The organism is Microbacterium sp. GbtcB4, from assembly GCF_019091465.1.
Lineage (GTDB): Bacteria > Actinomycetota > Actinomycetes > Actinomycetales > Microbacteriaceae > Microbacterium > Microbacterium paraoxydans.
The window spans coordinates 103,879-128,832 of sequence record NZ_JAGXJJ010000002.1 but is presented as its reverse complement, the minus strand read 5'-3'; the positions used below and the strand labels follow the sequence as shown (position 1 = coordinate 128,832).

The 24,954-nt window shown below is 69.2% G+C and carries 17 protein-coding genes and 1 tRNA gene; 15 read left to right on the top strand and 3 right to left on the bottom strand.

Going from position 1 to position 24,954, the window contains the following annotated elements; genetic code table 11:
- Positions 1-23: 23 nt before the first annotated feature.
- Positions 24-884, bottom strand: a complete 861-nt coding sequence (locus tag KVS71_RS04445; protein ID WP_060922338.1) for a spermidine synthase — start codon at positions 882-884, stop codon at positions 24-26.
- 30 nt (positions 885-914) lie between these two features.
- Entirely contained in the window at positions 915-2,189 is a 1,275-nt protein-coding gene (locus tag KVS71_RS04440; protein ID WP_217584007.1) for an LCP family protein, read from the bottom strand.
- Positions 2,190-2,335: 146 nt separating this feature from the next.
- Between KVS71_RS04440 and KVS71_RS04435 the strand changes: the two genes are divergently transcribed.
- Genes KVS71_RS04435 through KVS71_RS04415 form a run of 5 tightly spaced genes read left to right on the top strand, consistent with a single transcriptional unit; the run spans position 2,336 to position 7,840 of the window.
- The gene (locus tag KVS71_RS04435; protein WP_105949318.1) at positions 2,336-3,625 is read left to right on the top strand and encodes a sugar ABC transporter substrate-binding protein; all 1,290 of its coding nucleotides are present in this window, start codon (positions 2,336-2,338) and stop codon (positions 3,623-3,625) included.
- A gap of 15 nt (positions 3,626-3,640) precedes the next feature.
- Positions 3,641-4,615, top strand: coding sequence for a carbohydrate ABC transporter permease (locus KVS71_RS04430; protein WP_025104420.1), 975 nt, complete (start codon positions 3,641-3,643; stop codon positions 4,613-4,615).
- Positions 4,612-5,445: a carbohydrate ABC transporter permease gene (locus KVS71_RS04425; RefSeq protein WP_025104419.1), complete on the top strand. Its 834-nt coding sequence runs from the start codon at positions 4,612-4,614 to the stop codon at positions 5,443-5,445. The genes KVS71_RS04430 and KVS71_RS04425 overlap by 4 nt, the downstream gene beginning before the upstream one ends.
- Entirely contained in the window at positions 5,442-6,950 is a 1,509-nt protein-coding gene (locus KVS71_RS04420; RefSeq protein WP_217584005.1) for a glycoside hydrolase family 3 N-terminal domain-containing protein, read from the top strand. Before KVS71_RS04425 ends, KVS71_RS04420 begins: the two co-directional genes overlap by 4 nt.
- A gap of 14 nt (positions 6,951-6,964) precedes the next feature.
- A complete protein-coding gene (locus tag KVS71_RS04415; RefSeq protein WP_025104417.1) occupies positions 6,965-7,840 on the top strand; it encodes a MurR/RpiR family transcriptional regulator in 876 nt (291 codons plus the stop codon).
- A gap of 12 nt (positions 7,841-7,852) precedes the next feature.
- On the opposite strand, the gene KVS71_RS04410 is transcribed toward KVS71_RS04415, so the two are convergent.
- On the bottom strand, positions 7,853-8,773 hold the full coding sequence (locus KVS71_RS04410) for a sugar kinase (protein WP_060922595.1): 921 nt from the start codon (positions 8,771-8,773) through the stop codon (positions 7,853-7,855).
- Positions 8,774-8,940: 167 nt separating this feature from the next.
- Between KVS71_RS04410 and KVS71_RS04405 the strand changes: the two genes are divergently transcribed.
- The 10 genes from KVS71_RS04405 (at position 8,941) to KVS71_RS04360 (ending at position 24,947) form a co-directional block, all read left to right on the top strand.
- Positions 8,941-10,614, top strand: a complete 1,674-nt coding sequence (locus KVS71_RS04405; RefSeq protein WP_060922594.1) for an ABC transporter substrate-binding protein — start codon at positions 8,941-8,943, stop codon at positions 10,612-10,614.
- An 83-nt stretch (positions 10,615-10,697) separates the two neighbouring features.
- Positions 10,698-11,702: an ABC transporter permease gene (locus KVS71_RS04400; protein ID WP_060922593.1), complete on the top strand. Its 1,005-nt coding sequence runs from the start codon at positions 10,698-10,700 to the stop codon at positions 11,700-11,702.
- A 34-nt stretch (positions 11,703-11,736) separates the two neighbouring features.
- A complete protein-coding gene (locus KVS71_RS04395) occupies positions 11,737-12,702 on the top strand; it encodes an ABC transporter permease (protein ID WP_025104413.1) in 966 nt (321 codons plus the stop codon).
- Positions 12,699-14,465 carry an ABC transporter ATP-binding protein gene (locus KVS71_RS04390; RefSeq protein WP_217584003.1) on the top strand — a complete coding sequence of 589 codons (1,767 nt, stop codon included), beginning with the start codon at positions 12,699-12,701 and terminating at the stop codon, positions 14,463-14,465. Before KVS71_RS04395 ends, KVS71_RS04390 begins: the two co-directional genes overlap by 4 nt.
- A gap of 296 nt (positions 14,466-14,761) precedes the next feature.
- Positions 14,762-18,265 (top strand): DNA-directed RNA polymerase subunit beta, encoded by a 3,504-nt coding sequence (locus tag KVS71_RS04385; RefSeq protein WP_025104411.1) that lies wholly within the window; start codon positions 14,762-14,764, stop codon positions 18,263-18,265.
- A gap of 87 nt (positions 18,266-18,352) precedes the next feature.
- On the top strand, positions 18,353-22,228 hold the full coding sequence (gene rpoC / locus KVS71_RS04380) for a DNA-directed RNA polymerase subunit beta' (protein ID WP_217584001.1): 3,876 nt from the start codon (positions 18,353-18,355) through the stop codon (positions 22,226-22,228).
- Between the two features lie 208 nt (positions 22,229-22,436).
- A complete protein-coding gene (locus KVS71_RS04375; RefSeq protein ID WP_217583999.1) occupies positions 22,437-23,366 on the top strand; it encodes a PfkB family carbohydrate kinase in 930 nt (309 codons plus the stop codon).
- Positions 23,367-23,452: 86 nt separating this feature from the next.
- Positions 23,453-23,537, top strand: a tRNA-Tyr gene (locus KVS71_RS04370).
- 72 nt (positions 23,538-23,609) lie between these two features.
- Positions 23,610-24,101: an FBP domain-containing protein gene (locus KVS71_RS04365; RefSeq protein ID WP_060922589.1), complete on the top strand. Its 492-nt coding sequence runs from the start codon at positions 23,610-23,612 to the stop codon at positions 24,099-24,101.
- 45 nt (positions 24,102-24,146) lie between these two features.
- Positions 24,147-24,947 carry an enoyl-CoA hydratase/isomerase family protein gene (locus tag KVS71_RS04360; protein ID WP_217583997.1) on the top strand — a complete coding sequence of 267 codons (801 nt, stop codon included), beginning with the start codon at positions 24,147-24,149 and terminating at the stop codon, positions 24,945-24,947.
- The last annotated feature ends 7 nt before the right edge of the window (positions 24,948-24,954 follow it).

The window sequence follows — 24,954 nt, the reverse complement described above, 5'->3', positions numbered from 1 at the left end:
GCTCCTCGGGGCGGCGCGCCACGTCAGCGGAGGAACAGCGACGCATCGGGTCGCGGGGACGCGACGGCGTCGGCGTCCGTGACGATCCGGGCGCCCTGGAGGAAGGCGCGGGCCTCGTCCCCCTGGGCGATCTTCGCCGGATGCGGACCCGCGGCGAGCATCCGCGGCAGCCACTCCGTCGGGAGAGGGGCGGCGGAGGCCGCCACCACGAGGTTGCCGAAGCGGCGGCCCTTGAGCACCTGGGTGTCGGCGAGGATCCCGATCTCGGGAAGGACCTCGGCGATGGTCGCGGCCTGTCGGCGGGCGAACGCGAGACCGGGACCGTCGGCGACGTTGACGAGCAGGACGCCGCCCGGCGCGAGCAGCGCGGCGAGCTCCCGGTAGAACTCCACGCTCGTGAGGTGAGCGGGCGTCTGCGCGCCCGAGTACACATCCGAGACGACGAGGTCGCAGGCGCTGTGCAGGGCCGCCGGAAGCTTACGGACCCCCTCCCTCGCATCGCCGATGCGCAACCGGATGGCCGCCCCCTTGGGCAGCGGGAGGTGCTCGCGGACGAGCTGCACCAGCGGGGCCTCCAGCTCGATGACCTGCTGGCGTGACCCGGGGCGGGTCGCGTCGATGTACCGAGGGATGGTGAGGGCCCCGGCGCCGAGGTGCACCGCGGTGAGCGGACCGGGGCGGAGCTGGTCGATCACCGCCCCCATCCGCACGATGTACTCGAAGTGCAGGTGCGTGGGATCGTCGAGGTCGACGTGCGACTGCGGGGTGTCGTCCACGACGAGCTCGAAGCCGCTCGTGAACTCCGAGGGGACGATGCGGGCGAGACCACCGTGGTCGAGGCGGGCCTGCGGGTGCTCGGCGTCCCGTGCTCGCGTCCGTCCCATGCTGTCGAGCCTACGCCGCGGGCGCGGTGGTCAGCGCTGGTTGCCCACCGCGCAGGTCTCCTGCTCGAGGGTCTGACCCGACACCTCCGGCGGGAGCGTCGCGCGCGCGTCCGGCGTGGCGCTCGCCTCGGGAGTGGATTCCGTCTCCGGCGTCTCCGGCGTCTCCGGCGCCGTGGGTGCGGGGGTGACCAATTCCACGCCGCGATGGGTCGTCACGTCGCCGGTGAGCTGCAGGGGGCGGCCGGCGCGCACCGCGTCCCACAGCGCGGCCGCGGCCTCCTCGTCCGGCACGACCTTGTCGTCGTCGAACGGATCGACGACGTTCGGGTACTGCACGAACACGAAGTCGCTGAAGTTCACATCCTTGAGGGCGAGTGCGAGCTGGGCAAGGCGCAGCGGGTCGGCGAGCTCGTCGCTGGGATCGATGTTGTCGGCGATGGCGTTCGTCAGGCGAAGCACCTTGGGGATGTCGGTCAGAGTGTCCTCGCTGAGCACCTTCTTGGCCAGCCGTGACATGTACTGCTGCTGGTTGGAGATGCGCGCGAGGTCGCTCTCGTCCCCCACGCCGTGCCGGGTGCGGATGAACTGGAGGGCCTCCACGCCCGAGACCGTCCGCAGGCCCGCCGGCCAGTCGATGCCGGTGTGACGATCGCGGATGCCGTCGCCGGCGATGCAGACCTCGACGCCGCCGATCGCGTCGGTGACGGCCATGACACCGTCGAAGCTGATCTTGGCGGCGAACTCCACGGGGATGTCACCCAGTTCGCTCACGGTCTTCGCGATGCAGGAGAGGCCGGCGTGCTCGAACAGCGAGTTCATCGATGCCTTCTCCATCGCGGATGCGACGGAGCCGTCCTCACGGGTGCACTCCGGTACGGGGACGCCGAGGTCGCGGGGGAGCGAGACGACGGTCACGTTCCGGGGTGCGGCGGAGACGTGCACGAGGAGGTTCACGTCGTTCCGGCTGAGTCCGTCCGCCTCGGCGCAGCGCTCGTCGAAGAGTGCGGTGGCCTTCGGGCCGCACTCGTCCGTCCCCACGATGAGGAGGCTGAAGGCCTTGTCGTCGGGATACGCGCCGAGGGTGGGCGGGTCGACCTGCGGGGCGCCCTCCAGGGTGACGGCCCCGTCGCCCACGCGGTTGAACACGTCCCAGACGAGGAATCCCGCGACCGCCGCGGTGGAGACGAGAGCGACGGCGAGCCCGATCGCGAGGCCCCGCAGGACCCGGGAGGTCCGGCCGCGCGTCGACGGCGGTGCGTGCCGGGGGAGCGGAGGGCGGTCGGCGTCTGATCCACGGCGGGGCATGCGGGGAGCCTACCCCGGAGGCCTGATGTTACGGGGGTATGACGATTCTGGGAGGAACTTGCAGGGAATTAGTTAGTCGTGAATACTTTTTCCTATCCCCGGTACGCACCCGATGCACACCTGGACTTTCAAAGAGGAGATCCCCCATGCACAAGCGCATTCTTCCGGCGGTGGCGCTCGGCGCCGCTGCCACGATCGCTCTGGCCGGCTGCGCCGGCGGCAGCGGCGACAACGGCTCGACCAATGGCGAGGGCCAGGAGCTGACGGTCTGGATCATGAAGGGGACCAACCCCGACGCGACCGCGTTCTACGACAAGGTCTCGGACGCCTTCGAGGAGGAGACCGGCGCGAAGGTCACCATCGAGGAGATCCAGTGGGCCGACGCCCACGACCGCTTCGTCACCTCGATCGCCGGTGGCACCACTCCGGACATCGCCGAGACCGGCACCACCTGGACCGCGGAGTTCGCCGACGCCGGCGCGCTCGAGCCGCTCGACGAGTACGTCGACGCCGAGGACGGCCTGCGTGACGACCTCGTCGAGGGCCTCGCCGTCGCCGGCACCTACGAGGACGAGCTGTACGGCATGCCGTGGTACGCGGGTGTCCGCTCCATCGTCTACCGCACCGACGTCTTCGAGGAGCTGGGTCTCGAGGCCCCGAAGACCTGGGACGACATCGTCGCCGCGGGCGAGGCCATCAAGGCCGCCAAGCCCGACATGCTGCCCTTCCCCGTCGCGGGTGACGCCGAGTTCCAGGTCTACCCCTGGGTCTGGGGCGCCGGCGGCGAGATCGCCACGAAGGACGGCGACACCTGGACCAGCGAGCTCGACAGCGCCGAGTCGCAGGCCGGCATCGAGTTCTACACGGGCCTGGCCACCGAGCACGGCTTCTCGTCGGCCGGTGCGACCACGTGGAAGGAGACCGACCTCCGGGACGCCTTCACGCAGGGCAACGTCGCGATGATGCTCTCCGGCTCCTGGACGCCGAACGCCCTCATCGAGGCCAACCCCGAGCTTGAGGGCAAGATCGGCGCCGCCGTGATCCCCGGCCAGGACGGCGGCATCGCTCCGTCCGTGCTCGGCGGCTCGCACCTGTCGGTGTTCAACACCACGAAGAACGCCGACCTCGCGTGGGAGTTCGTCAAGCTCATGACCACCGGTGAGTTCGCCGAGCAGTGGTCCGACGAGACCGGCTACTTCCCGGGCGTCCAGTCCGCGATGGAGGAGGCCCTCGCCTCGACCGACCCGCTCGTCGCTCCGTTCGCCGAGCAGATGGTCGACGGCGGCGCGTCCGTCCCGGTCACGCCGAACTTCGGCGCCGTGCAGGCGAAGAAGACCACCAACGCCATGATCCAGGCCATCCTCAGCGGGCAGAAGGACGTCGCGACCGCGACGAAGGACGCCGCCGCCGAGATGACCGAACTGCTCAACCAGTAAGGAACCATTCCTTCCATGTCGATGGTGCAAGCGCCACTGCCGGCCACGAAGGCGGAGCCCTCCTCCGCCTCCGTGGCCGGCGGCCGGAAGCGTCGCGGTCTCTCGATCGTCACGGCCCGCCCCTGGCTCCTCCTCGCCCCCGGGCTGATCATCCTCGCGGGGCTCATGCTCTGGCCGCTCGTGCAGGTGTTCCTCTACTCGCTGCAGGACTACGGTCTGCGCGAGATCAACACCGGTGAGAGCAACTGGATCGGGCTGGCCAACTACGCCGAGGCGCTCACCAATCCGACCCTGTGGACGGTGGTGCTCCCCAACACGGTCGGCTTCGCGGCCGTCGCGGTGTTCACCACCGTCGCACTCGGAACCCTCGTGGCGCTGCTGCTGGCGCGCCTGGGTACCGTCTGGCGCACCATCGTCTCCAGCTGCATCATGGTCGCGTGGGCGATGCCCGCCGTGACCGGCACGTACGTCTGGACCTTCATCTTCGATGCCGACCGCGGCATCTTCAACAGCGTCCTGCAGGACCTCGGCCTCATCGACGGCCAGGTCAACTGGTTCACCAACCAGTGGTCGTTCTACGCGATCGTGCTGCTGAACGTCGTCCACCACGGCTTCCCGTTCGTGGCCATCACCGTGCTCGCCGGGCTCCTGGGCGTCTCGAAGGAGATGCTCGAGGCGGCGGCGCTCGACGGGGCCGGCGCATGGCGCCGCTTCTGGAAGATCATCTTCCCGACGCTCAAGCCCGTCTTCTCCGTCGTCATCATCCTGTCGACGATCTGGGACTTCAAGGTCTTCGCGCAGGTCTACCTCATGCCCGGCGGCAGCGGCGGCAACCGCCAGGTGCTCAACCTCGGCGTGTGGTCGTACGTGGAGTCGTTCGGTCAGAACCGCTACGGATTCGGCGCCGCGCTGGCCGTGCTGCTGACCCTCGTGCTGATCGGCATCACGATCGTCTACATCCGCTCCCTCATGAAGGAGGACGAGCTGTGAACCCCCGCCCCAGGCTCCGGTCGCGAATCGGACTCGGCATCGGCGTCGCCGCCGTCCTCGTCTTCACCCTGTTCCCCGTCTACTGGATGGTCTCCAGCGCGTTCGACGCCAAGGCATCCAGCGGCGGGCAGTCGCTCCTCCCGCAGGAGTTCACGTGGGACAACTTCGCCTTCGTGCTCACCGAGGGCGGCTTCGGCACGTACCTGCGCAACTCGGCGATCGTCGCCCTCGTCACGGTGCTCGTCAGCGCCATCGTCTGCCTGCTCGCGGCGGTCGCCGTCGCGCGCTTCCGCTTCAAGTTCCGCACCACGGTCCTGATGATGATCCTCGTGGTGCAGATGGTGCCGCTCGAGGCGCTCGTCATCCCGCTGTTCCTCCAGGTCAAGAGCCTCGGTCTGCTCAACAGCATCATCGGCCTCATGGTCGTCTACGTGGCGCTGTCGCTCGCGTTCGGCATCTGGATGCTGCGCGGCTTCGTCGCGGCCGTCCCCGTCGAGCTCGAGGAGGCCGCCTACATCGACGGCGCGAGCTGGTGGCGGATGTTCCGCTCGATCCTGCTGCCGCTCGTGATGCCCGGTCTCGTCGCGACGAGCATCTTCAGCTTCATCACGGCGTGGAACGAGTTCATCTTCGCCATGACGATCCTCGGCGCGCAGACCGACCAGTACACGGTCTCGATCGGCCTCAAGTCGTTCTTCGGCCTGTACTCCAACGACTGGGGCAGCATCATGGCCGCCTCGACGATCATCACCGTTCCCGTCATGATCTTCTTCGTCATCGTGCAGCGCCGGCTCTCCGCCGGCATGGTCGCGGGGGCGGTGAAGGGATGACCGACGAGCTCGAGCGCCTCGCGAACGGCGTGCTCTGGCCCGGATTCCTCGGCACCACGGCCCCCGCCTGGCTCGTGGAGGAGCTGCGCGAGGGCCTGGCCGGCGTCGTGTACTTCGGCCAGAACGTCGGCGAGGGACTGCCCGCGCTGAGCGCGCAGATCCTCGACGCCAACCCGGATGCCCTGATCGGTGTGGATGAGGAGGGCGGCAGCGTCACGCGCCTGGAGTCCGGGAGCGGCTCCACCCTCCCCGGTGCCGCGCAGCTCGGCGCCCTCGACGACGTCGTCGCATCGGAGCGGACCGGGTCGGAACTCGCCCGCCGCGTGCGCGCCGTCGGGGCGAACGTCGTGCTCGGTCCGGTCGCCGACGTCAACACCGACCCGCGCAACCCCGTCATCGGCGTGCGCTCGTTCGGCTCCGAGGAAGCGCTGGTGACGCGACACGTCGTCGCCACGGTCGACGGCATCCAGGACGGCGGGGTGGCTGCGTGCGTCAAGCACTTCCCCGGCCATGGCGACACCCACCTCGACTCCCACCACGCACTGCCCGAGATCGCGCTCGACGTCGCCGAGTACGAGCGCGTGCACCTCGAGCCGTTCCGCGCCGCCGTGGAGGCGGGGGTGGACGCGATCATGACCGCGCACATCGTCGTCCCCGCGTGGGGCGCGCAGCCGGCCACCCTCAACCCGCGCGTGCTCGGCATGCTTCGGGAGTGGGGCTTCCGGGGCGTCATCATCACCGACGCGCTGGACATGGCCGCGATCCGCGAGACCGTCGGACTCGGCGGGGGCGCCGCCCTCGCTCTGGCCGCCGGCGCCGACCTGCTGTGCATCGGCAACCCGACCAACCCCGGCGAGGCCGCTCTTCCCGACCAGGACCGGCGCGACTTCCTCGCCGCCCGTGACGGGATCGTCGCCGCGCTGCGGGACGGCTCGCTCTCCCGGGAGCGCGTCGAGGAGGCCGCCGCGCGGGTGTCGGCCCTCGCCACCCGGTTGCGCGCGAGCGCGACCTCGGACGAGGAGGCCGCCGCGTTCGACGCCGCCGAGATCGTCCGTCGGTCCGTGTCGCTCGCCGGCGCCGTCCCCGAGGCCGCGGAGGCCCTGGCGGTGATCGATGCCCGACGTCGCTCGACGCTCGCGGTGGACAGCGCCGCCTCGTACGTCGCGGAGGCGCTCGCGGGCGACGGCATCCGGGTGCGGCTCGACGTGGCCGCACGTCCCGTGGCCGAGCAGGACGCCGTGATCGACGAGGTCGCCGCGGCGACCGGCACGACGGTCGTCCTCGTGGATCGACCGGATGCCGAGCCGGCGCAGCGGGCGCTGATCGAGCGGACCGCGCTCCGAGACCCGAGTGCGGTCGTCGTGAACGTCGGCCTGCCCGTGCAGGAGCCGCTGCCGCTGCCGACCGTCGAGGTCGGTGCTGCCAGCCGACTCGGTGCTCAGACCGCGCGGGACGCGATCCTCGGCCGGTTCCGGCCACGACAGAGGACGACCGCCACCGGTTGAGACGGGATCAGCGCATGGACGACGACGTTCTGGCCGTGGTGCGGCGCTCCCTCCCCAAGCTCAGCGCGGCGGAGGGACGCGTCGCCGAGAGGATCCTCGGAGACCCCACCCTCGTGGTGGACCTCGCGATCAACGATCTCGCGCAGCTCTGCCAGACCTCGCTGTCGACCGTCGCCCGCTTCGCGCAGTCGCTCGGCTACAGCGGCTACCGGGAGCTGAGGGTCGCCGTGGCGCGGGCGGTCACCCTGGCCCAGGCGCAGCAGGCCCGATTCGGACTCGACTCCACGGCGATCGACCGCGACGACGGCCCGGCCGCGATCGCCGCGAAGCTCGCTGCGCAGGAGATCGACGCGATCGAGAAGACGGCCAGGGCCCTGGATGCGGACGCCCTCGACCGGGTGGCGCGGGCGGTGGTCGTCGCCCGGCACATCGACCTGTTCGGGCAGGCGGCCTCGTCGCTGACGGCGCAGGATCTCCAGCTCAAGCTCTCCCGGATCGGCTGCTCCGTGACCCACTCGGCCGATCCGCATCTCGCGGTCACCGCGGCTGCATTGCGGTCCTCCGCGGATGTGGCGATCGCCTTCTCGCACGGCGGCGAGACGGCCGAGACGGTCCGCGCCCTGGAGGTCGCCCGGGCCGCGGGCGCCCTTGCAGTGGCCGTGACGAGCGCGGCCGACTCCCCGCTCGCGGCCCTCGCCGACGTCGTGCTCCTCAGCCAAGCCCAGGAATCGCCGTTCCGGATGGCCGCCATGTCGAGCCGGATCGCGCAGCTCGCGCTCATCGACGTGCTCTTCGTGCGCATCGTGCAGCACCGGGGCGAGCACGTCGCGGTGTCCTTGCAGCGCACGCACGATGCGGTCCCGCCACGGCGCGGGCACCCCGCGGACTGAGCCGCCGCCTGCTCAGTCGACGTGGTCGCGCGTGCTGGCGATCGCGCGCGTCGCGATGCGGTGGGCGCGGGCCAGGCTTCCGTGCAGCGTCAGGCCGGTGAGGACGCCGGCGAGGAAGCCGGCGGCGAACGCGTCGCCCGCCCCGATCGTCTCCACGACCGGCGTATCGAGGGCATCGCTCGCGGCACGGTCGGCGCCGTCGAACGCCACGGCGCCGGAGGGGTCGGTCACGACCAGGTACCGCGGCTCGGGGAACAGCGTGCGCAGGTCGTCCGGCGCGCTCGTCCCGAACACGGCCTCGGCGTCGGGGCGGGTGCAGAACAGCACGTCGGCGCGGTGGGCGAGATCGGTGAGGACGGCACGTCCCTCGTCCTCCCGGCCCCGCCACAGCGCGGGGCGCCAGTTCAGATCGAAGCTGACGAGACGACCTGGTCGCGGGGCTGCGACCAGGGCCTCCTGGGCGGCGCGTGCGGAGGGCGAGAGTGCGGGCGTGATGCCGGAGGTGTGCACGAGGGCCGCCGCGGCGAGCAGGTCCACTGCCACGGACGACTCCAGCGACGCCGGCGACAGCGCCGCCGCGGCCGATCCGGCGCGGTAGTAGTGCATCGTCCCCTCCACGGCCCCGTCCGCCCGGGGTGAGAGCTCCTTGACGTAGATCCCCGTCGGTGCGACGGGGTCGACCTCCACGGCCCGATCGTCCACGCCGTGCGCACGGAGCTCGGCGGTGAGGAAGCGTCCGAAGCCGTCGTCGCCGACGCGGGACACGACCGCGGTGCGGATGCCCGCGGAGGCCAGCGCGATGGCGGTGTTCCACTCGGCCCCGGCGAGGGAGCGGTGGAACGTGCGGCAGGTCTCGAGCGGTCCGGCGGTGGCGGCGACGAGGGCGACCAGGCCCTCGCCCAGGCACACGACGCGGGGAGTGGTGTCCGGCACGTTCTGGACATTACCGGATCAGGAGCGGCCCCGCGTCGATACCGGATCGCAACCTCGGACTCTTGGCATCCGCCGGACCGCTGGGTACCTTCGAGGAATCACCGTCTCCGCGGCGACGATGCCCGGAGACGCGCAAGGAAGCGCCCGACAGGGAAGGTCATACACACATGCACCAGTCAGCCATGCCTCGGCGAGGACTCGCCGCCGTCACCGGAGCGACCATCGCCGCTCTCGCACTCGCCGGATGCGTCGCCAGCGAGCGCGGGGACAACGGGTCGGAAGGATCGGGTGACGTCGACGGCACCTTCGTCTTCGCCGCCTCGTCGGATCCCGCGAGCCTCGACCCGGCGTTCGCGCAGGACGGCGAGACCTTCCGCGTCTCCCGCCAGATCTTCGAGGGTCTGGTGGGCACGGAGCCCGGCACGGCCGACCCGGCGCCGCTGCTGGCGGAGTCGTGGGAGTCGTCCGAGGACGGCATGTCCCACACCTTCGCGCTGAAGGAGGGCGTGACCTTCCAGGACGGCACGCCGTTCAACGCCGAGGCCGTCTGCGCCAACTTCGACCGCTGGTACAACTGGACCGGTCTCGCCGCCTCCGAGGCCTTCGGCTACTACTACAACAAGCTCTTCAAGGGCTACGCCTCCAACCCGGAGGACGCGGTCTACAAGTCCTGCACGCCCGACGGCGAGAACTCCGTCACGATCGAGCTGAACAAGCCGTTCGCCGGCTTCATCGCCTCGCTCTCGCTCCCGGCCTTCGGCATGCAGAGCCCCTCGGCCATGCAGGAGTTCGGCGCGGACGAGGTCGGCGGCACCGCCGAGGCCCCGCAGCTGTCCGAGTACGCCATGGGCCACCCGGTCGGCACGGGTCCCTACCAGTTCGAGGAGTGGGCGCCGGGCGAGCAGGTCAAGCTCAAGGCCTACGACGACTACTGGGGCGAGGCCGGACAGATCGACGAGATCATCTTCCGCACCATCGACGACCCGACGGCGCGTCGCCAGGCGCTCGAGTCGGGCTCCATCGACGGCTACGACCTCGTGGGCCCCGCCGACACGAAGGCCCTGGAGGAGGACGACTTCACCATGGTGTCGCGTCCCCCGTTCACGATCCTCTACCTCGCCTTCAACCAGGCCATCCCGGAGCTGCAGGACCCGAAGGTGCGTGAGGCGCTGTCCTACGCGATCGACAAGGACGCCCTGATCAGCCAGGTCCTCCCCGAGGGCACCGAGAAGGCGACGCAGTTCGTCCCGCCGGTGGTCAACGGCTACAACGACGAGGTCACGACCTACGACTACGACCCGGAGAAGGCCAAGGAGCTGCTCGCGGAGGCCGGCTACGACGAGGCCAACCCGCTGGCGCTGGACTTCAACTACCCGGTCAACGTCTCGCGGCCGTACATGCCGGACCCCGAGCAGATCTATACCGTCCTGTCGTCGCAGCTCTCCGAGGTCGGCGTGGAGACCACCCCGGTCTCCGAGGAGTGGGTCGAGTACCTCGACCGCACCACCGGCACTTCCGACCACGGCATTCACCTGCTGGGCTGGACCGGCGACTACAACGACACCGACAACTTCGTCGGCGTGTTCTTCGGCCAGAAGAGCTCCGAGTGGGGCTTCGACAACCCGGAGCTGTTCCAGGCGCTGACCGAGGCGCGCGGGGTCTCCAACCTCGACGACCAGACGGCGCTCTACGAGGACATCAACGAGATGGTCGCGGAGTTCATCCCCGGTGTCCCGCTCGCGCACCCCGCGCCGACGCTCGCCTTCGACCCGCGCGTCGAGAGCTACCCCGCCAGCCCGGTGAACGACGAGGTCTTCACGGACATCGTCCTCACGAAGTAGGCCTGACCATTTGATATGCCGAGCCCCGGTTCCGCTCTCGCGGGACTGGGGCACGGCGTACCTTCTGATCGACGGAGAACTCTGTGCTGCGCACCATCGGCAGGCGACTGCTGTTCCTCATCCCCACCCTGTTCGGGCTCAGCATCCTGCTGTTCGCCTGGGTCAGGGCCCTCCCCGGCGGCCCCGCGGTCGCCCTCCTCGGCGAGAAGGCCACCCCGGAGGCCATCGCCAGGGTCAACGAGCTCTACGGCTTCAACAAGCCCCTCATCGAGCAGTACTTCATCTGGGTCACCCGGCTGCTGCAGGGCGACTTCGGCACGTCCATCCAGACCAACCGGCCGGTCACGGAGGAGTTCCTCCGCCGCTTCCCCGCGACGATCGAGCTGAGCGTCGCGGCGCTCATCTTCGCGATCGGCGTCGGGATCCCGCTCGGATACTGGGCTGCCCGTCGCCACGGCAAGTTCACCGATCACGCGTCGGTCGTGCTGAGCCTCATCGGCATCACGATCCCGGTCTTCTTCCTTGCCTTCATCCTCAAGTACGTCTTCGCCGTGCAGCTGGGGTGGCTGCCCTCGGACGGTCGGCAGGATCCGCGGATCGATGCCACCCATCCCACCGGGTTCTACGTCTGGGACGGCATCATCACGGGGGAGTTCGACGCCGCGTGGGATGCGATCCTCCATCTGATCCTCCCGGCGCTCGCCCTCGGCACCATCCCGCTCGCGATCATCGTCCGCATCACCAGGGCGAGCGTGCTGGAGGTGCAGAACGCCGACTACGTGCGCACGGGACGGGCGAAGGGCGTGGGCTCGGCGACGCTGCGCAGCCGGTTCATCCTCCGCAACGCCATGCTCCCCGTCATCACGACGATCGGCCTGCAGACCGGACTGCTCATCTCCGGGGCGGTGCTCACCGAGACGGTCTTCGCCTTCCCCGGCATCGGGTCGTTCCTGGCGCGGGCCATCTTCACGCGCGACTTCCCGGTGCTGCAGGGGTTCATCATCTTCATCGCGATCGCCTACGCCCTCATCAACCTGGCCGTGGACGTGTCGTACAGCTTCATCGATCCGAGAGTGAGAGTGCAGTGATGTCCTCCTCCCTCATCCGAAAGGAGGCGCTCGCATGAGCATCGCCCTCCCTCCCGCACAGGGGCCGTCCGCCGAGAGCGGCGGCAGCATCGACACCGTCGCCATCGCCCAGGCCGACCTCAAGGAGAGCGGCGGCGGGTTCTGGCGGGACGTGTTCCGCCGGCTCCGCCGCAATCCGACGGCGTGGATCGGCGCCGTCATCGTGCTCCTCTTCCTCCTCGTCGCGGTGCTCGCGCCGGTCCTCGCCCCGTACCCGGAGACCGCGCTCCCCGGGGCGAAGGAGATCACGCCGACGCACATCCCCGGCCCGGGGGAGCTGCCGCAGTTCCCCCTCGGTCTGGATCGGTTCGGCGGCGACGTGCTGTCCAAGCTCATCTGGGGCGCCCAGGCGTCGCTGCTGATCGGCGTGGTCTCCACCGCGATGGGTCTCGTCGGCGGCATGATCCTCGGGCTCCTCGCCGGCACGTTCGGCGGCTGGGTCGACACCGTCATCATGCGCGTCGTCGACATCATCCTCTCGGTGCCGAACCTCCTGCTGGCGGTGTCGATCGCCGCGATCCTCGGACAGACGCCGTACGCCGTGATGATCGCCATCGGGGCCTCCCAGGTGCCGATCTTCGCGCGCCTGCTGCGGGCGTCCATGCTCCAGCAGCGCTCCAGCGACTACGTGCTCTCGGCGCAGACGCTCGGTCTCGGCCGCGGCCGGATCACGATGTCGCACGTCCTCCCGAACGCGATCGGGCCCGTGATCGTGCAGGGCACCCTGACCCTCGCGACCGCCGTGATCGATGCGGCGGCGCTGTCGTTCCTCGGTCTCGGCGGCGGCGGCCCCGCGACGGCCGAGTGGGGCCGCATGCTCACGTACGCGCAGGCGGAGCTGGCGATCGCCCCGTGGCTGGCGTTCCTCCCCGGCATCTGCATCGCCGTCACCGCGCTCGGCTTCACCCTGCTCGGTGAGGCGCTGCGTGAGGCCATGGACCCGAGGACGAGGGCACGATGAACATCCGCGACGAGGGCGCCGTGCGCGCCGCGAAGGAGAACGGCATGGCGGACCAGCCCCTGCTGTCGGTCGAGGGGCTGGCGGTGGACTTCGCCACCATGGACGGCGTCGTGCACGCCGTCGAGGGCGTCGACCTCGAGATCCGCCCGGGGGAGACCGTGGCGATCGTCGGCGAGTCCGGTTCCGGCAAGTCGACCACCGCGATGGCGATCATCGGGCTGCTCGCGGGCGGGGGGAAGGTGGCCGCCGGCAGCATCAAGCTCGACGGGCGCGACATCTCCCGTGCCTCCGAGAACGAGCTGCGATCGATCCGAGGACGGGACATCGGCCTGGTGCCGCAGGACCCCATGTCGAACCTCAACCCGGTCGCGAAGATCGGCACCCAGGTCGCCGAGACGCTTCTCGCCCACGGCCTCGCCACCCGGCAGAACGTGCAGGCCAAGGTCGTCGAGGCGCTGACCGCCGCCGGTCTTCCTGATCCGGAGCGTCGGGCCAAGCAGTACCCGCACGAGTTCTCCGGCGGCATGCGCCAGCGGGCGCTCATCGCCATCGGGCTGGCGTGCAAGCCGCGGCTGCTCATCGCCGACGAGCCCACCAGCGCCCTGGACGTGACGGTGCAGCAGACCATCCTCGACCAGATCGGCGAGATGACGAGGGAGCTGGGCACGGCCGTGCTCCTCATCACGCACGACCTCGGGCTCGCCGCCGAGCGGGCCGAGCGGGTGATCGTGATGCACCGCGGCAAGGTCGTGGAGCAGGGCCCCGCGCGGCGGATCCTCGAGGACCCGCAGCACCCGTACACCCAGTCGCTGGTGAAGGCGGCGCCGTCGGTGGCGGTGGCGCGGCTCCGTCCGGAGGCCTTCGTGCGGGACGCTTCGACAGGCTCAGCGGGCGCTTCGACAGGCTCAGCGACCCAGTCCGGCGCTTCGACAGGCTCAGCGACCCACGAGGGGCCTGGGTCCCTGAGCTCGTCGAAGGGCAACATCGTCGAGATCGAGAACCTCACGAAGGTGTACCCCGTGCGTGGCAAGCACGAGGACTTCGTGGCCGTCGACGACGTCTCGCTCGCGATCCCGCGCGGGGAGACCGTCGCGATCGTGGGGGAGTCCGGATCGGGCAAGACCACGACCGCGCGCATGCTGCTCAAGGTGATCGAGCCCACGAGCGGCCTCATCCGCTACGAGGGCAAGGACATCTCGACGCTGAGCCGTGCGGAGACGAAGGACTTCCGGCAGCGGGTGCAGCCGATCTTCCAGGATCCGTACTCCAGCCTGAACCCCATGTTCACGATCGAGCGCCTGATCGCGGAGCCGCTGGAGTTCTACAAGCGGGGGAGCGGGGCGGACCGGCGCAAGCGCGTGCGACAGCTCCTGGACGACGTCGCGCTGCCGCAGTCGATGCTGCGGCGCTACCCGTCCGAGCTGTCCGGCGGGCAGCGTCAGCGGGTGGCGATCGCGCGGGCCCTGGCCCTCTCGCCGGATCTCATCGTGTGCGACGAGCCCGTGTCGGCGCTGGACGTGCTCGTGCAGGATCAGATCCTGCGGCTGCTCGGCGACCTCCAGCGCGAGTACGGGCTGAGCTACCTGTTCATCTCGCACGACCTCGCGGTGGTGCGGCTCATCAGCGACTACGTGTGCGTGATGAAGGACGGGAAGCTCGTGGAGGCCGCGTCGTCGGAGGAGATCTTCACGAACCCCCGTGACACCTACACGCGCCGCCTCCTCGCCTCGATCCCCGGCAACGAGCTCAACATCGCCTCCTGACCGTCGCCGAGCCGACCTGACCCGAGACCCCGGTTTCACGTCGAAACCCCGCCCTGCCTCCGCGGCGAGGGCGGGGTTTCGGCGCGCAGGCGGGGTCTCGGCGGTCCCATTACCGCAGCATCGAAGATTGGTCAAGGATTGCGCTTGCCATGTCGCGAGATCGCGTCTATAGTTGGTAGTTGCGCTCGCTTCTCCCTGCCCTCATATGGTGGTCGGCATCTCGTGAGCTTCTGAGCGCACTCCACCTGACGACAAAGGAATCGAGAAGCCCTGCGGGGCTCACGGAGGTTATTCCCTTGGCTGCTGCTCCCAACGCATCCACATCCACCACCACCAAGAACGGACGCGGAGCTTCCCGTCTCTCGTTCGCCAAGATCTCCGACACGCTGACGGTCCCCGACCTTCTCGCCCTGCAGACCGAGTCCTTCGGTTGGCTGGTCGGCAACGACGCCTGGAAGGCGCGCGTGGCCGAGGCCAAGGCCGCCGGTCGCACCGACGTGAACGAGAACAGCGGTCTGGGCGAGATCTTCGAGGAGATCTCCCCGATCGAGGACCTCGGCGAGACGATGCAGCTGTCGTTCACGAACCCGTACCTCGAGCCCGAGAAGTACTCCATCGAGGAGTGCAAGGAGCGTGGCAAGACCTACGCGGCCCCGCTCTACGTCGAGGCCGAGTTCATGAACCACCTCACGGGTGAGATCAAGACCCAGACGGTCTTCATGGGCGACTTCCCGCTGCAGACCGACAAGGGCACGTTCATCATCAACGGCTCCGAGCGCGTCGTCGTCTCGCAGCTCGTGCGCTCGCCGGGTGTCTACTTCGACAAGACCCCCGACAAGACGAGTGACAAGGACATCGTCTCGGCGCGCGTCATCCCGAGCCGTGGTGCCTGGCTCGAGTTCGAGATCGACAAGCGCGACCAGGTCGGCGTCCGCGTCGACCGCAAGCGCAAGCAGTCCGTGACGGTCTTCCTCAAGGCGCTGGGCATGACCAGCGAGGAGATCCTCGAGGAGTTCGCCGGCTACACCTCCATCGAGGAGACGCTCGCGAAGGACACGATCGTCACCAAGGAAGACGCGCTGCGCGACATCTACCGCAAGCTGCGTCCGGGCGAGCAGGTGGCCGCCGAGGCCGCCCGCGCGCTGCTCGACAACTTCTACTTCAACCCGAAGCGCTACGACCTCGCCAAGGTCGGCCGGTACAAGATCAACCACAAGCTGGGTCTCGACACCCCGCTGACGGAGTCGGTGCTGACGGTGCAGGACATCGTCGCCACGATCAAGTACCTCGTGCGTCTGCACGCGGGCACCGAGGAGACCTTCGAGGGCATCCGCGGCGGCAAGAAGACCGAGATCCGCCTCGCGACCGACGACATCGACAACTTCGGCAACCGTCGCATCCGCGCGGTCGGCGAGCTGATCCAGAACCAGGTCCGCACGGGTCTGTCCCGCATGGAGCGCGTCGTCCGCGAGCGCATGACCACGCAGGACATCGAGGCCATCACGCCGCAGACCCTGATCAACGTGCGCCCGGTCGTCGCCGCGATCAAGGAGTTCTTCGGAACCTCGCAGCTGTCGCAGTTCATGGACCAGAACAACCCGCTCGCGGGTCTGACCAACAAGCGCCGTCTGTCGGCTCTGGGCCCCGGTGGTCTGAGCCGCGACCGCGCCGGCGTCGAGGTCCGTGACGTCCACCCCTCGCACTACGGCCGCATGTGCCCGATCGAGACGCCGGAAGGCCCGAACATCGGTCTGATCGGTGCGCTCGCGACCTTCGCGCGCATCAACTCGTTCGGCTTCATCGAGACCCCGTACCGCAAGGTCGTCGACGGTGTCGTGACCGACCAGATCGACTACCTGACCGCCTCCGAGGAGGTCGACTTCAACATCGCGCAGGCCAACGCGCCGCTCGATGCGAAGGGTCGCTTCCGCGAGAGCCACGTGCTCGCGCGCCCCAAGGGCGGCAGCGGTGAGGTCGACCTGTTCCTCCCGGAGGAGATCGGCTACATCGACGTCTCGCCGCGCCAGATGGTCTCGGTCGCGACCTCGCTCGTGCCCTTCCTCGAGCACGACGACGCGCAGCGCGCGCTCATGGGCGCCAACATGCAGCGTCAGGCCGTGCCGCTGCTCCGCAGCGACTCGCCGCTCGTCGGAACCGGTATGGAGGGCTACACGGCCATCGACGCCGGTGACGTGATCACCGCCGAGAAGGCCGGTGTCGTCTCCGAGGTCTCCGCGGACCGCGTCGTCGTCATGCTCGACGAGGGCGGCACGCAGGAGTACCACCTGCGCAAGTTCGACCGTTCGAACCAGGGCACCTCCTACAACCAGAAGGTCGTCGTCTCGGCCGGTGAGCGCGTCGAGGTCGGTGAGGTCATCGCCGATGGCCCCGCCACCGAGAACGGCGAGCTGGCCCTCGGGAAGAACCTCCTCGTCGCGTTCATGACGTGGGAGGGCTACAACTTCGAGGACGCCATCATCCTGAGCCAGGACCTGGTGAAGGACGACACCCTCTCGTCGATCCACATCGAGGAGTACGAGGTCGACGCCCGCGACACGAAGCTCGGCAAGGAGGAGATCACCCGTGATCTCCCCAACGTCAGCCCGGAGCTCCTGAAGGACCTCGACGAGCGCGGCATCATCCGCATCGGCGCCGAGGTCCGCCCCGGCGACATCCTCGTCGGCAAGGTCACGCCGAAGGGTGAGACCGAGCTGTCGGCCGAGGAGCGTCTGCTCCGCGCGATCTTCAACGAGAAGAGCCGCGAGGTCCGCGACACGTCGCTGAAGGTGCCCCACGGTGAGCAGGGCACGATCATCGCGGTCAAGGAGTTCAACGCCGAGGACGGCGACGACGAGCTCGGCTCCGGCGTGAACCGCCGCGTCGTGGTCTACATCGCCCAGAAGCGCAAGATCACCGAGGGCGACAAGCTCGCCGGCCGCCACGGCAACAAGGGTGTCATCGCGAAGATCCTGCCCGTCGAGGACATGCCGTTCCTCGCGGACGGCACCCCGGTGGACATCGTCCTCAACCCGCTCGGCATCCCGGGTCGAATGAACTTCGGCCAGGTCCTCGAGACCCACCTCGGGTGGATCGCGAAGCAGGGCTGGAAGGTCGAGGGCACCCCGGAGTGGGCCGCCAAGCTGCCGCAGCAGGCGTTCGAGGCCGCACCCGGCACCAAGGTCGCCACCCCGGTGTTCGACGGTGCCAGCGAGGAGGAGATCTCCGGTCTGCTCGACTCGACGCTCCCGACCCGTGACGGCCTCCGCCTGATCGACTCGAGCGGCAAGACGCAGCTGTTCGACGGCCGCTCCGGCGAGCCGTTCCCGGCGCCGATCTCCGTGGGCTACATGTACATCCTGAAGCTCCACCACCTGGTGGACGACAAGATCCACGCCCGCTCCACCGGTCCGTACTCGATGATCACCCAGCAGCCGCTCGGTGGTAAGGCGCAGTTCGGTGGACAGCGCTTCGGTGAGATGGAGGTGTGGGCCCTCGAGGCCTACGGTGCGGCGTACGCCCTCCAGGAGCTCCTCACGATCAAGTCCGACGACATCCTCGGTCGCGTCAAGGTGTACGAGGCCATCGTCAAGGGCGAGAACATCCAGGAGCCCGGCATCCCCGAGTCGTTCAAGGTGCTCATGAAGGAGATGCAGTCGCTCTGCCTGAACGTCGAGGTCCTCTCGGCCGACGGCACGCTGGTCAACCTCCGCGACACCGACGACGAGGCGTTCCGCGCCGCAGAGGAACTCGGTATCAACATCTCCAGCCGCTTCGAGGCCGCCTCGATCGACGAGATCTAATCCTTCGACGGGCTCAGCCGTCCCCGCGACGGCTGAGCCGGTCGAAGCCCAGACTTCTCAAAAAGAATTTCCGACACAGGAGAACTAGTGCTCGAGTCCACAACCTTCGATGAGCTTCGCATCGGCCTGGCGACCGCAGACCACATCCGCGCGTGGTCCTACGGCGAGGTCAAGAAGCCCGAAACCATCAACTACCGCACCCTCAAGCCGGAGAAGGACGGTCTCTTCGGAGAGCAGATCTTCGGCCCGTCCCGTGACTGGGAGTGCGCGTGCGGCAAGTACAAGCGCGTCCGCTTCAAGGGCATCGTCTGCGAGCGCTGCGGCGTGGAGGTCACCAAGAGCTCCGTCCGTCGTGAGCGCATGGGTCACATCGAGCTTGCCGCTCCCGTCACCCACATCTGGTACTTCAAGGGCGTGCCGTCGCGCCTCGGCTACCTGCTGGACATGGCGCCGAAGGACCTCGAGAAGGTCATCTACTTCGCCGCGTACATGGTCATCTCGGTCGACGAGGAGGCCCGTCACCGCGACCTGGGGACCCAGGAGAACAACATCCGCCTCGAGCTGAAGACGCTCGGCGACCGCCGCGACTCCAAGATCGCGGAGCGCCTGGCGAAGCTGGAGGAGGAGCTCGCGGCCCTCGAGGCCGAGGGTGCCAAGGCCGACGCCAAGAAGAAGGTCAAGGACGCCGCCGAGAAGGAGATGTCGCTCATCCGCAAGGGTGCCGACGAGGCGATCCTGAAGCTGGAGCGCGTGTGGGAGGACTTCCGTACGCTCGAGGTCGGTGCTCTGCGTCCGGAGGACGACGTCTTCCACGAGCTGCAGGACCGCTTCGGCCAGTACTTCGAGGCCTACATGGGTGCCGAGGCGATCCAGCGTCGCCTGGCCGCGTTCGACCTGGCCGCCGAGGCCGAGAGCCTGCACCTGCAGATCTCGGAGGGCAAGGGCCAGCGCAAGATCCGTGCGATCAAGCGCCTCAAGGTCGTCAACTCGTTCCTCGAGACCGGGATGAGCCCGGCCGCGATGGTGCTCGACGTCGTCCCGGTGATCCCGCCGGAGCTGCGTCCGATGGTCCAGCTCGACGGTGGCCGCTTCGCGACCTCCGACCTGAACGACCTGTACCGCCGCGTGATCAACCGCAACAACCGTCTCCGTCGCCTGATCGACCTCGGTGCCCCCGAGATCATCGTCAACAACGAGAAGCGGATGCTGCAGGAGGCCGTCGACGCGCTGTTCGACAACGGTCGCCGCGGTCGCCCCGTCACCGGTACCGGCAACCGCGCCCTGAAGTCCCTGAGCGACATGCTCAAGGGAAAGCAGGGTCGCTTCCGCCAGAACCTGCTCGGCAAGCGCGTCGACTACTCGGGCCGTTCGGTCATCGTCGTCGGCCCGCAGCTCAAGCTGCACCAGTGCGGTCTGCCCAAGCAGATGGCGCTCGAGCTCTTCAAGCCGTTCGTCATCAAGCGCCTGATCGACCTCGGTCACTCGCAGAACATCAAGGCCGCCAAGCGCGCCGTCGAGCGCACCCGTCCCGAGGTCTGGGACGTGCTCGAGGAGATCATCCGCGAGCGTCCGGTGCTGCTGAACCGTGCACCCACCCTGCACCGTCTCGGCATCCAGGCGTTCGAGCCGCAGCTCGTCGAGGGCAAGGCCATCCAGCTGCACCCGCTCGTCTGCGCGGCGTTCAACGCCGACTTCGACGGTGACCAGATGGCTGTGCACCTGCCGCTGTCGGTCGAGGCTCAGGCCGAGGCCCGCGTGCTCATGCTCGCGTCGAACAACATCCTGAAGCCGTCGGACGGCCGTCCGGTCACCCTCCCCTCGCAGGACATGATCATCGGTCTGCACCACCTGACCACGGTCAAGGCCGGCGCCAAGGGCGAGGGCCGTGCGTTCGGCTCCGTCGGCGAGGCGCAGCTCGCGTACGACGAGGGCACGCTCGACCTGCAGGCGAAGGTCCGCATCCGCATCCCGGGTCTGGCCTTCCTCGAGGGCGAGGCTCCCGAGGGCTACGAGAAGCACGGCCTGGTCGACGCTTCGCTGGGTCAGGCGATCTTCAACGACGCGCTGCCGAAGGGCTACCCGTTCGTGCGCGAGCAGGCCGACAAGGGCAAGCTGTCGCAGATCGTCAACAAGCTGGCCGAGGAGTACCCCAAGGTCGAGACGGCCGCCACGCTGGACCGCATCAAGGATGCCGGTTTCTACTGGGCGACCCGTTCGGGTGTGACCGTCGCGCTGAGCGACATCCTCACCCCGCCGAACAAGGCGGAGATCGTCGCGGGCTACGAGAAGCAGGCCGCGAAGGTCCAGTCCCAGTACGAGAAGGGCCTCACGACCGACGCCGAGCGTCGTCAGGAGCTCATCAAGATCTGGACCGAGGCGACCGACGAGGTGCAGGCCGCGATGAAGGCGCACTTCCCGGAGGACAACACCATCAACCGCATGGTGTCCTCCGGCGCCCGTGGTAACTGGCTGCAGATCCGGAACATCGCCGGTATGCGTGGTCTGGTGAACAACCCCAAGGGTGAGATCATCCCGCGTCCGATCATCTCCTCGTACCGCGAGGGTCTGTCGGTGGCGGAGTACTTCATCGCGACGCACGGTACCCGTAAGGGTCTGGCCGACACCGCTCTGCGTACCGCCGACTCGGGTTACCTGACCCGTCGTCTGGTGGACGTCTCGCAGGACGTCATCATCCGCGAAGAGGACTGCGGCACGTCGAAGGGCCTCGAGCTCCCGATCGCCGCTCCGAACTCGCAGGGTGAGCTGGTGCGCGACGCGAACGTCGAGAACTCGGTGTTCGCCCGCACGCTGGCCTCCGACGTGGTGAACGCGTCGGGCGAGGTCCTGGCCGCGGCCGGCGACGACGTGGGCGACGTGCTCATCGACAAGCTGGTCGCCGCGGGCGTCGAGACCATCAAGGTCCGCTCGGTCCTGACCTGCGACTCCGCCGTCGGCGTGTGCGCGCAGTGCTACGGCCGTTCGCTCGCGACCGGCAAGACCGTCGACATCGGCGAGGCCGTCGGCATCATCGCGGCCCAGTCGATCGGTGAGCCCGGTACCCAGCTGACGATGCGTACCTTCCACACCGGTGGTTCGGCGTCGGCGGATGACATCACGCAGGGTCTGCCCCGTGTGCAGGAGCTGTTCGAGGCGCGTACCCCCAAGGGTGCATCGCCGATCGCGGAGGCCGACGGCCGCATCACGATCGACGAGACCGAGAAGGCCAAGAAGGTCATCCTCACGCCCGACAACGGCGACGAGCCCGTCGTCTACCCGGTGCTGAAGCGTGCGACCCTCCTCGTCGAGGACGGCCAGCACGTCTCGGTCGGTCAGCCCCTGCAGGTCGGCACGCTCGACCCCAAGGAGGTCATGCGCGTCATGGGTGCCCGCGAGGTGCAGAAGTACCTCGTCGGCGGCGTCCAGGGCGTCTACCGCTCGCAGGGCGTGCCGATCCACGACAAGCACATCGAGGTCATCGTCCGCCAGATGCTCCGCAAGGTCACCGTCGTCGACCACGCCGACACGACCCTGCTGCCGGGTGAGATGGTCGACCTGAAGCGCTACCAGCAGATCAACCGCGAGGCCGTGGCCGAGGGCAAGCGCCCCGCGTCCGGTCGCCCGGAGCTGATGGGTATCACGAAGGCGTCGCTCGCGACCGAGTCGTGGCTGTCCGCTGCGTCCTTCCAGGAGACGACCCGCGTGCTCACGCAGGCCGCCATGGAGGGCAAGCGCGACCCGCTGGTCGGTCTCAAGGAGAACGTCATCATCGGAAAGCTCATCCCCGCCGGAACCGGTCTCTCGAAGTACCGCGACGTCACGGTCGAGGCCACCGAGGAAGCCAAGAGCGAGCGCTACCCGAACCGGATCTTCGCATCCGACGGCGCGTACGCGGACGGCGACTTCGGCTACGTCGACTTCGACGCGTTCTCGACGGACGACATCACCCCCGGTACCTACAACTGAGGTGTGAGTGAGTGAACGAAGGCCCCGGGGTTCTCCCCGGGGCCTTCGTCGTCCCTCCCTCGGCCCGGTCGGGTGTCCACAACTCAGGAGATCCGGGGACGGCAGGCCGCCGTGGGCTGCTCGTGACGGCATGGAGGCCCAGGTCTCCTGAGTTGTGCACGCGGTTCGGCGCTGCTTCGGGGCGCGGGCGGCACGGTAGGGTCGGCGAGTGAGCACTGAGACTTCCCCCGGCGGCGCGGCCGTCGTCATCGGAGACGCCCTGATCGACGAGATCCGGGATGACAGCGGCGTCCGCGAGTTCGTCGGCGGGGCCGCCCTGAACGTGGCGGTGGGGCTGCGCCGGCTCGGAATCCCTACGACGCTCATCGCGATGGTGGGGGAGGACATCGCCGGCGCGCACATCCGCGAGTATCTGGCCGATCACGGCGTGCGGCTGATCGCGAGCGCGGCGCCGCACGGATCATCGCGGGCGGTCGTGACCCGGGCCGCGAACGGCGAGCCGAGCTACGCCTTCAACCGCGCGGCCCAGGAGCGGACCGTCGGGTACTCGGACGAGGCGAGGGCTGCCATCGCCGGCGCGGACATCGTCGCGGTGAGCTGCTTCCCCTTCGATGTCCCGGCCGAGGTCGAGGCCCTCGCCGCCGCGGTGGAGGGCGCGCGGCTGGCGATCGACCCGAACCCGCGCACCGGCATGCTGTCCGACCGCGAGGAGTTCGTCCGCGGCTTCGAGCGGCTGGCGGCGCGGGCGGATCTGGTGAAGGTCGGCGCCGACGATGCCGCCGTGCTCTACGACGGCGACCTCGACGCCCTGCGCGCGCGGCTCCGGAGCCTCGGCGTCACGGCGGTGCTGGCGACGGCCGGAGCGGACGGCGCCGTGCTCGAGTCGGACGCCGGGTCGGTCTCGGCGCCCATCTCGGCGCTGCCGGGTCGCGTGGTCGACACCGTGGGCGCGGGGGACGCGACGCTGGCCGCCGTCGCCGCCGGACTGGTGGACGGGGCCCCCGAGGCGGCCGACGAGTGGACGGCCCTGCTCACGCGCGCGATGGATGTGGCCGCTGCGACCTGCCGCGCCGAGGGCGGGCTGCTGCGCACACCGGAGTCGCTGGCCGCCGCCGACCGCGGCGTGTACGGAAGCTGACGCCTCGATTTCTCGCGCCCGCATCCGACAGGTATGATTGTTCTTCGTGCCCCCGGTTGGCTGTTCAAGTCGGACGGGTGCGCTCTGGCGAGTTACCCAAGTGGCCAAAGGGATCTGACTGTAAATCAGCCGTCTTCGACTTCGGGGGTTCGAATCCCTCACTCGCCACCACGGAAGCCCCCGCTCGCGGGGGCTTCTCCCGTTCCCGGCCTCACCTCCGCGCCGAGTTCCTAGACTGGAGCGATGCGACCTCTCACCGAAGCCGACGTCCGGGCCTCGTTCGTGAACGCGGACGCCGATGAGCTGCGCGTCATGGAGATGCCGCACGACTTCCTCCTCGTGGACTGGGACTACCTCGACTTCTTCGCCTGGCGTGACCCGAGTGCCGGCAAGCGCGGCTACGTCCTCATCCCGCACGAGGGGCGCGTGGTCGGCGTGGTGCTGCGGGCATCGGAACCCGGGCGTGGGCGCTCCGGCATGTGCAACATCTGCCACACGATGCAGCCGGGCAACCAGGTGGCGCTGTTCGCGGCGCGACGCACGGGAGAGGCGGGGGAGCGCGGCGACTCGGTCGGCACGTACATCTGCGCCGATCTGTCCTGCCACGAGAACGTGCGCCTGGCGCATCCGCTGGCACCCAACGAGATCCGGGCGGCGGGACAGGTCGACTTCCGGCTCGACGGCACCCGGCGGCGCATGGAGCGGTTCGTCGCTCGCGTCTGGGACGGCTCCTGAGCGCGACTAGCCTGGAGGCATCCGCCTGTGCTCGAAGGAGAAGCCATGAGTGATGCCATCCTGTTCGCCGTCGACGAGGGGATGGCGCGGCTCACGCTGAACCGCCCGACCCGCCTCAACGCCTTCAACGCCGACCTGGCCTACGCCTGGAGGGACGCGACCGTCGAGGCGACGTCGCGGGATGACGTGCAGGCCATCCTCATCGATGCGGCGGGACCGGCGTTCTGCGCGGGCGGTGACGTGATCGACATGGCGACGACCATGGGGTCGTCCGGGGCGGAGATCACCGCGCTGGCGGAGGTCATCAACACCGGGATCCGCGCGCTCGCGGAGTCGAGCGTGCCGGTGGTCGCCGCGGCGCACGGGACGACGGCCGGCGGCGGACTCGGCATCCTGCTCGCCACGGACTACGCGGTGGTGGGCTCGCGGTCGCAGCTCGGGAGCCTGTACGCGAACATCGGCCTCACCCCCGACCTTTCCGTGTCTGCGCAGCTCGCGCGGGCCGTGGGTCAGCGCCGTGCCCTCCAGCTCGTGCTGCAGGACCGGCTGCTCACCGCCGCGGAGGCCCTCGACTGGGGCCTGGTGGCCGAGGTCGTGGAGGGCGAGGACGGCAGGACGGAAGCCGACCGGGTCCGTGCGCGAGCCGAGGAGATCGCGCGGTTCTGGCTCGCCGGGGCGGCGGACGCGTACGGGCAGGCCAAGCGGCTGGTGCGGTCGCAGCCGGAGCGCACGTTCGCCGAGCAGCTGAGCGAGGAGGCGCGGTCGATCGGTGCCGCCCTGGAGACCCCGGACGCGCAGGCGCGGGTCGCGGCGTTCGCGGCGGCCTCCGCGAGGAAGGCCGGCTGACCCTTCC

What these genes read in the sequence shown, in the direction of transcription:
- KVS71_RS04445 (WP_060922338.1), bottom strand. Translation starts at nt 884, where the DNA reads ATGGGACGGACGCGAGCACGGGACGCCGAGCACCCGCAGGCCCGCCTC.
- KVS71_RS04440 (WP_217584007.1), bottom strand. Translation starts at nt 2,189, where the DNA reads ATGCCCCGCCGTGGATCAGACGCCGACCGCCCTCCGCTCCCCCGGCAC.
- KVS71_RS04435 (WP_105949318.1), top strand. Translation starts at nt 2,336, where the DNA reads ATGCACAAGCGCATTCTTCCGGCGGTGGCGCTCGGCGCCGCTGCCACG.
- KVS71_RS04430 (WP_025104420.1), top strand. Translation starts at nt 3,641, where the DNA reads ATGTCGATGGTGCAAGCGCCACTGCCGGCCACGAAGGCGGAGCCCTCC.
- KVS71_RS04420 (WP_217584005.1), top strand. Translation starts at nt 5,442, where the DNA reads ATGACCGACGAGCTCGAGCGCCTCGCGAACGGCGTGCTCTGGCCCGGA.
- KVS71_RS04415 (WP_025104417.1), top strand. Translation starts at nt 6,965, where the DNA reads ATGGACGACGACGTTCTGGCCGTGGTGCGGCGCTCCCTCCCCAAGCTC.
- KVS71_RS04405 (WP_060922594.1), top strand. Translation starts at nt 8,941, where the DNA reads ATGCACCAGTCAGCCATGCCTCGGCGAGGACTCGCCGCCGTCACCGGA.
- KVS71_RS04395 (WP_025104413.1), top strand. Translation starts at nt 11,737, where the DNA reads ATGAGCATCGCCCTCCCTCCCGCACAGGGGCCGTCCGCCGAGAGCGGC.
- KVS71_RS04390 (WP_217584003.1), top strand. Translation starts at nt 12,699, where the DNA reads ATGAACATCCGCGACGAGGGCGCCGTGCGCGCCGCGAAGGAGAACGGC.
- KVS71_RS04365 (WP_060922589.1), top strand. Translation starts at nt 23,610, where the DNA reads ATGCGACCTCTCACCGAAGCCGACGTCCGGGCCTCGTTCGTGAACGCG.
- KVS71_RS04360 (WP_217583997.1), top strand. Translation starts at nt 24,147, where the DNA reads ATGAGTGATGCCATCCTGTTCGCCGTCGACGAGGGGATGGCGCGGCTC.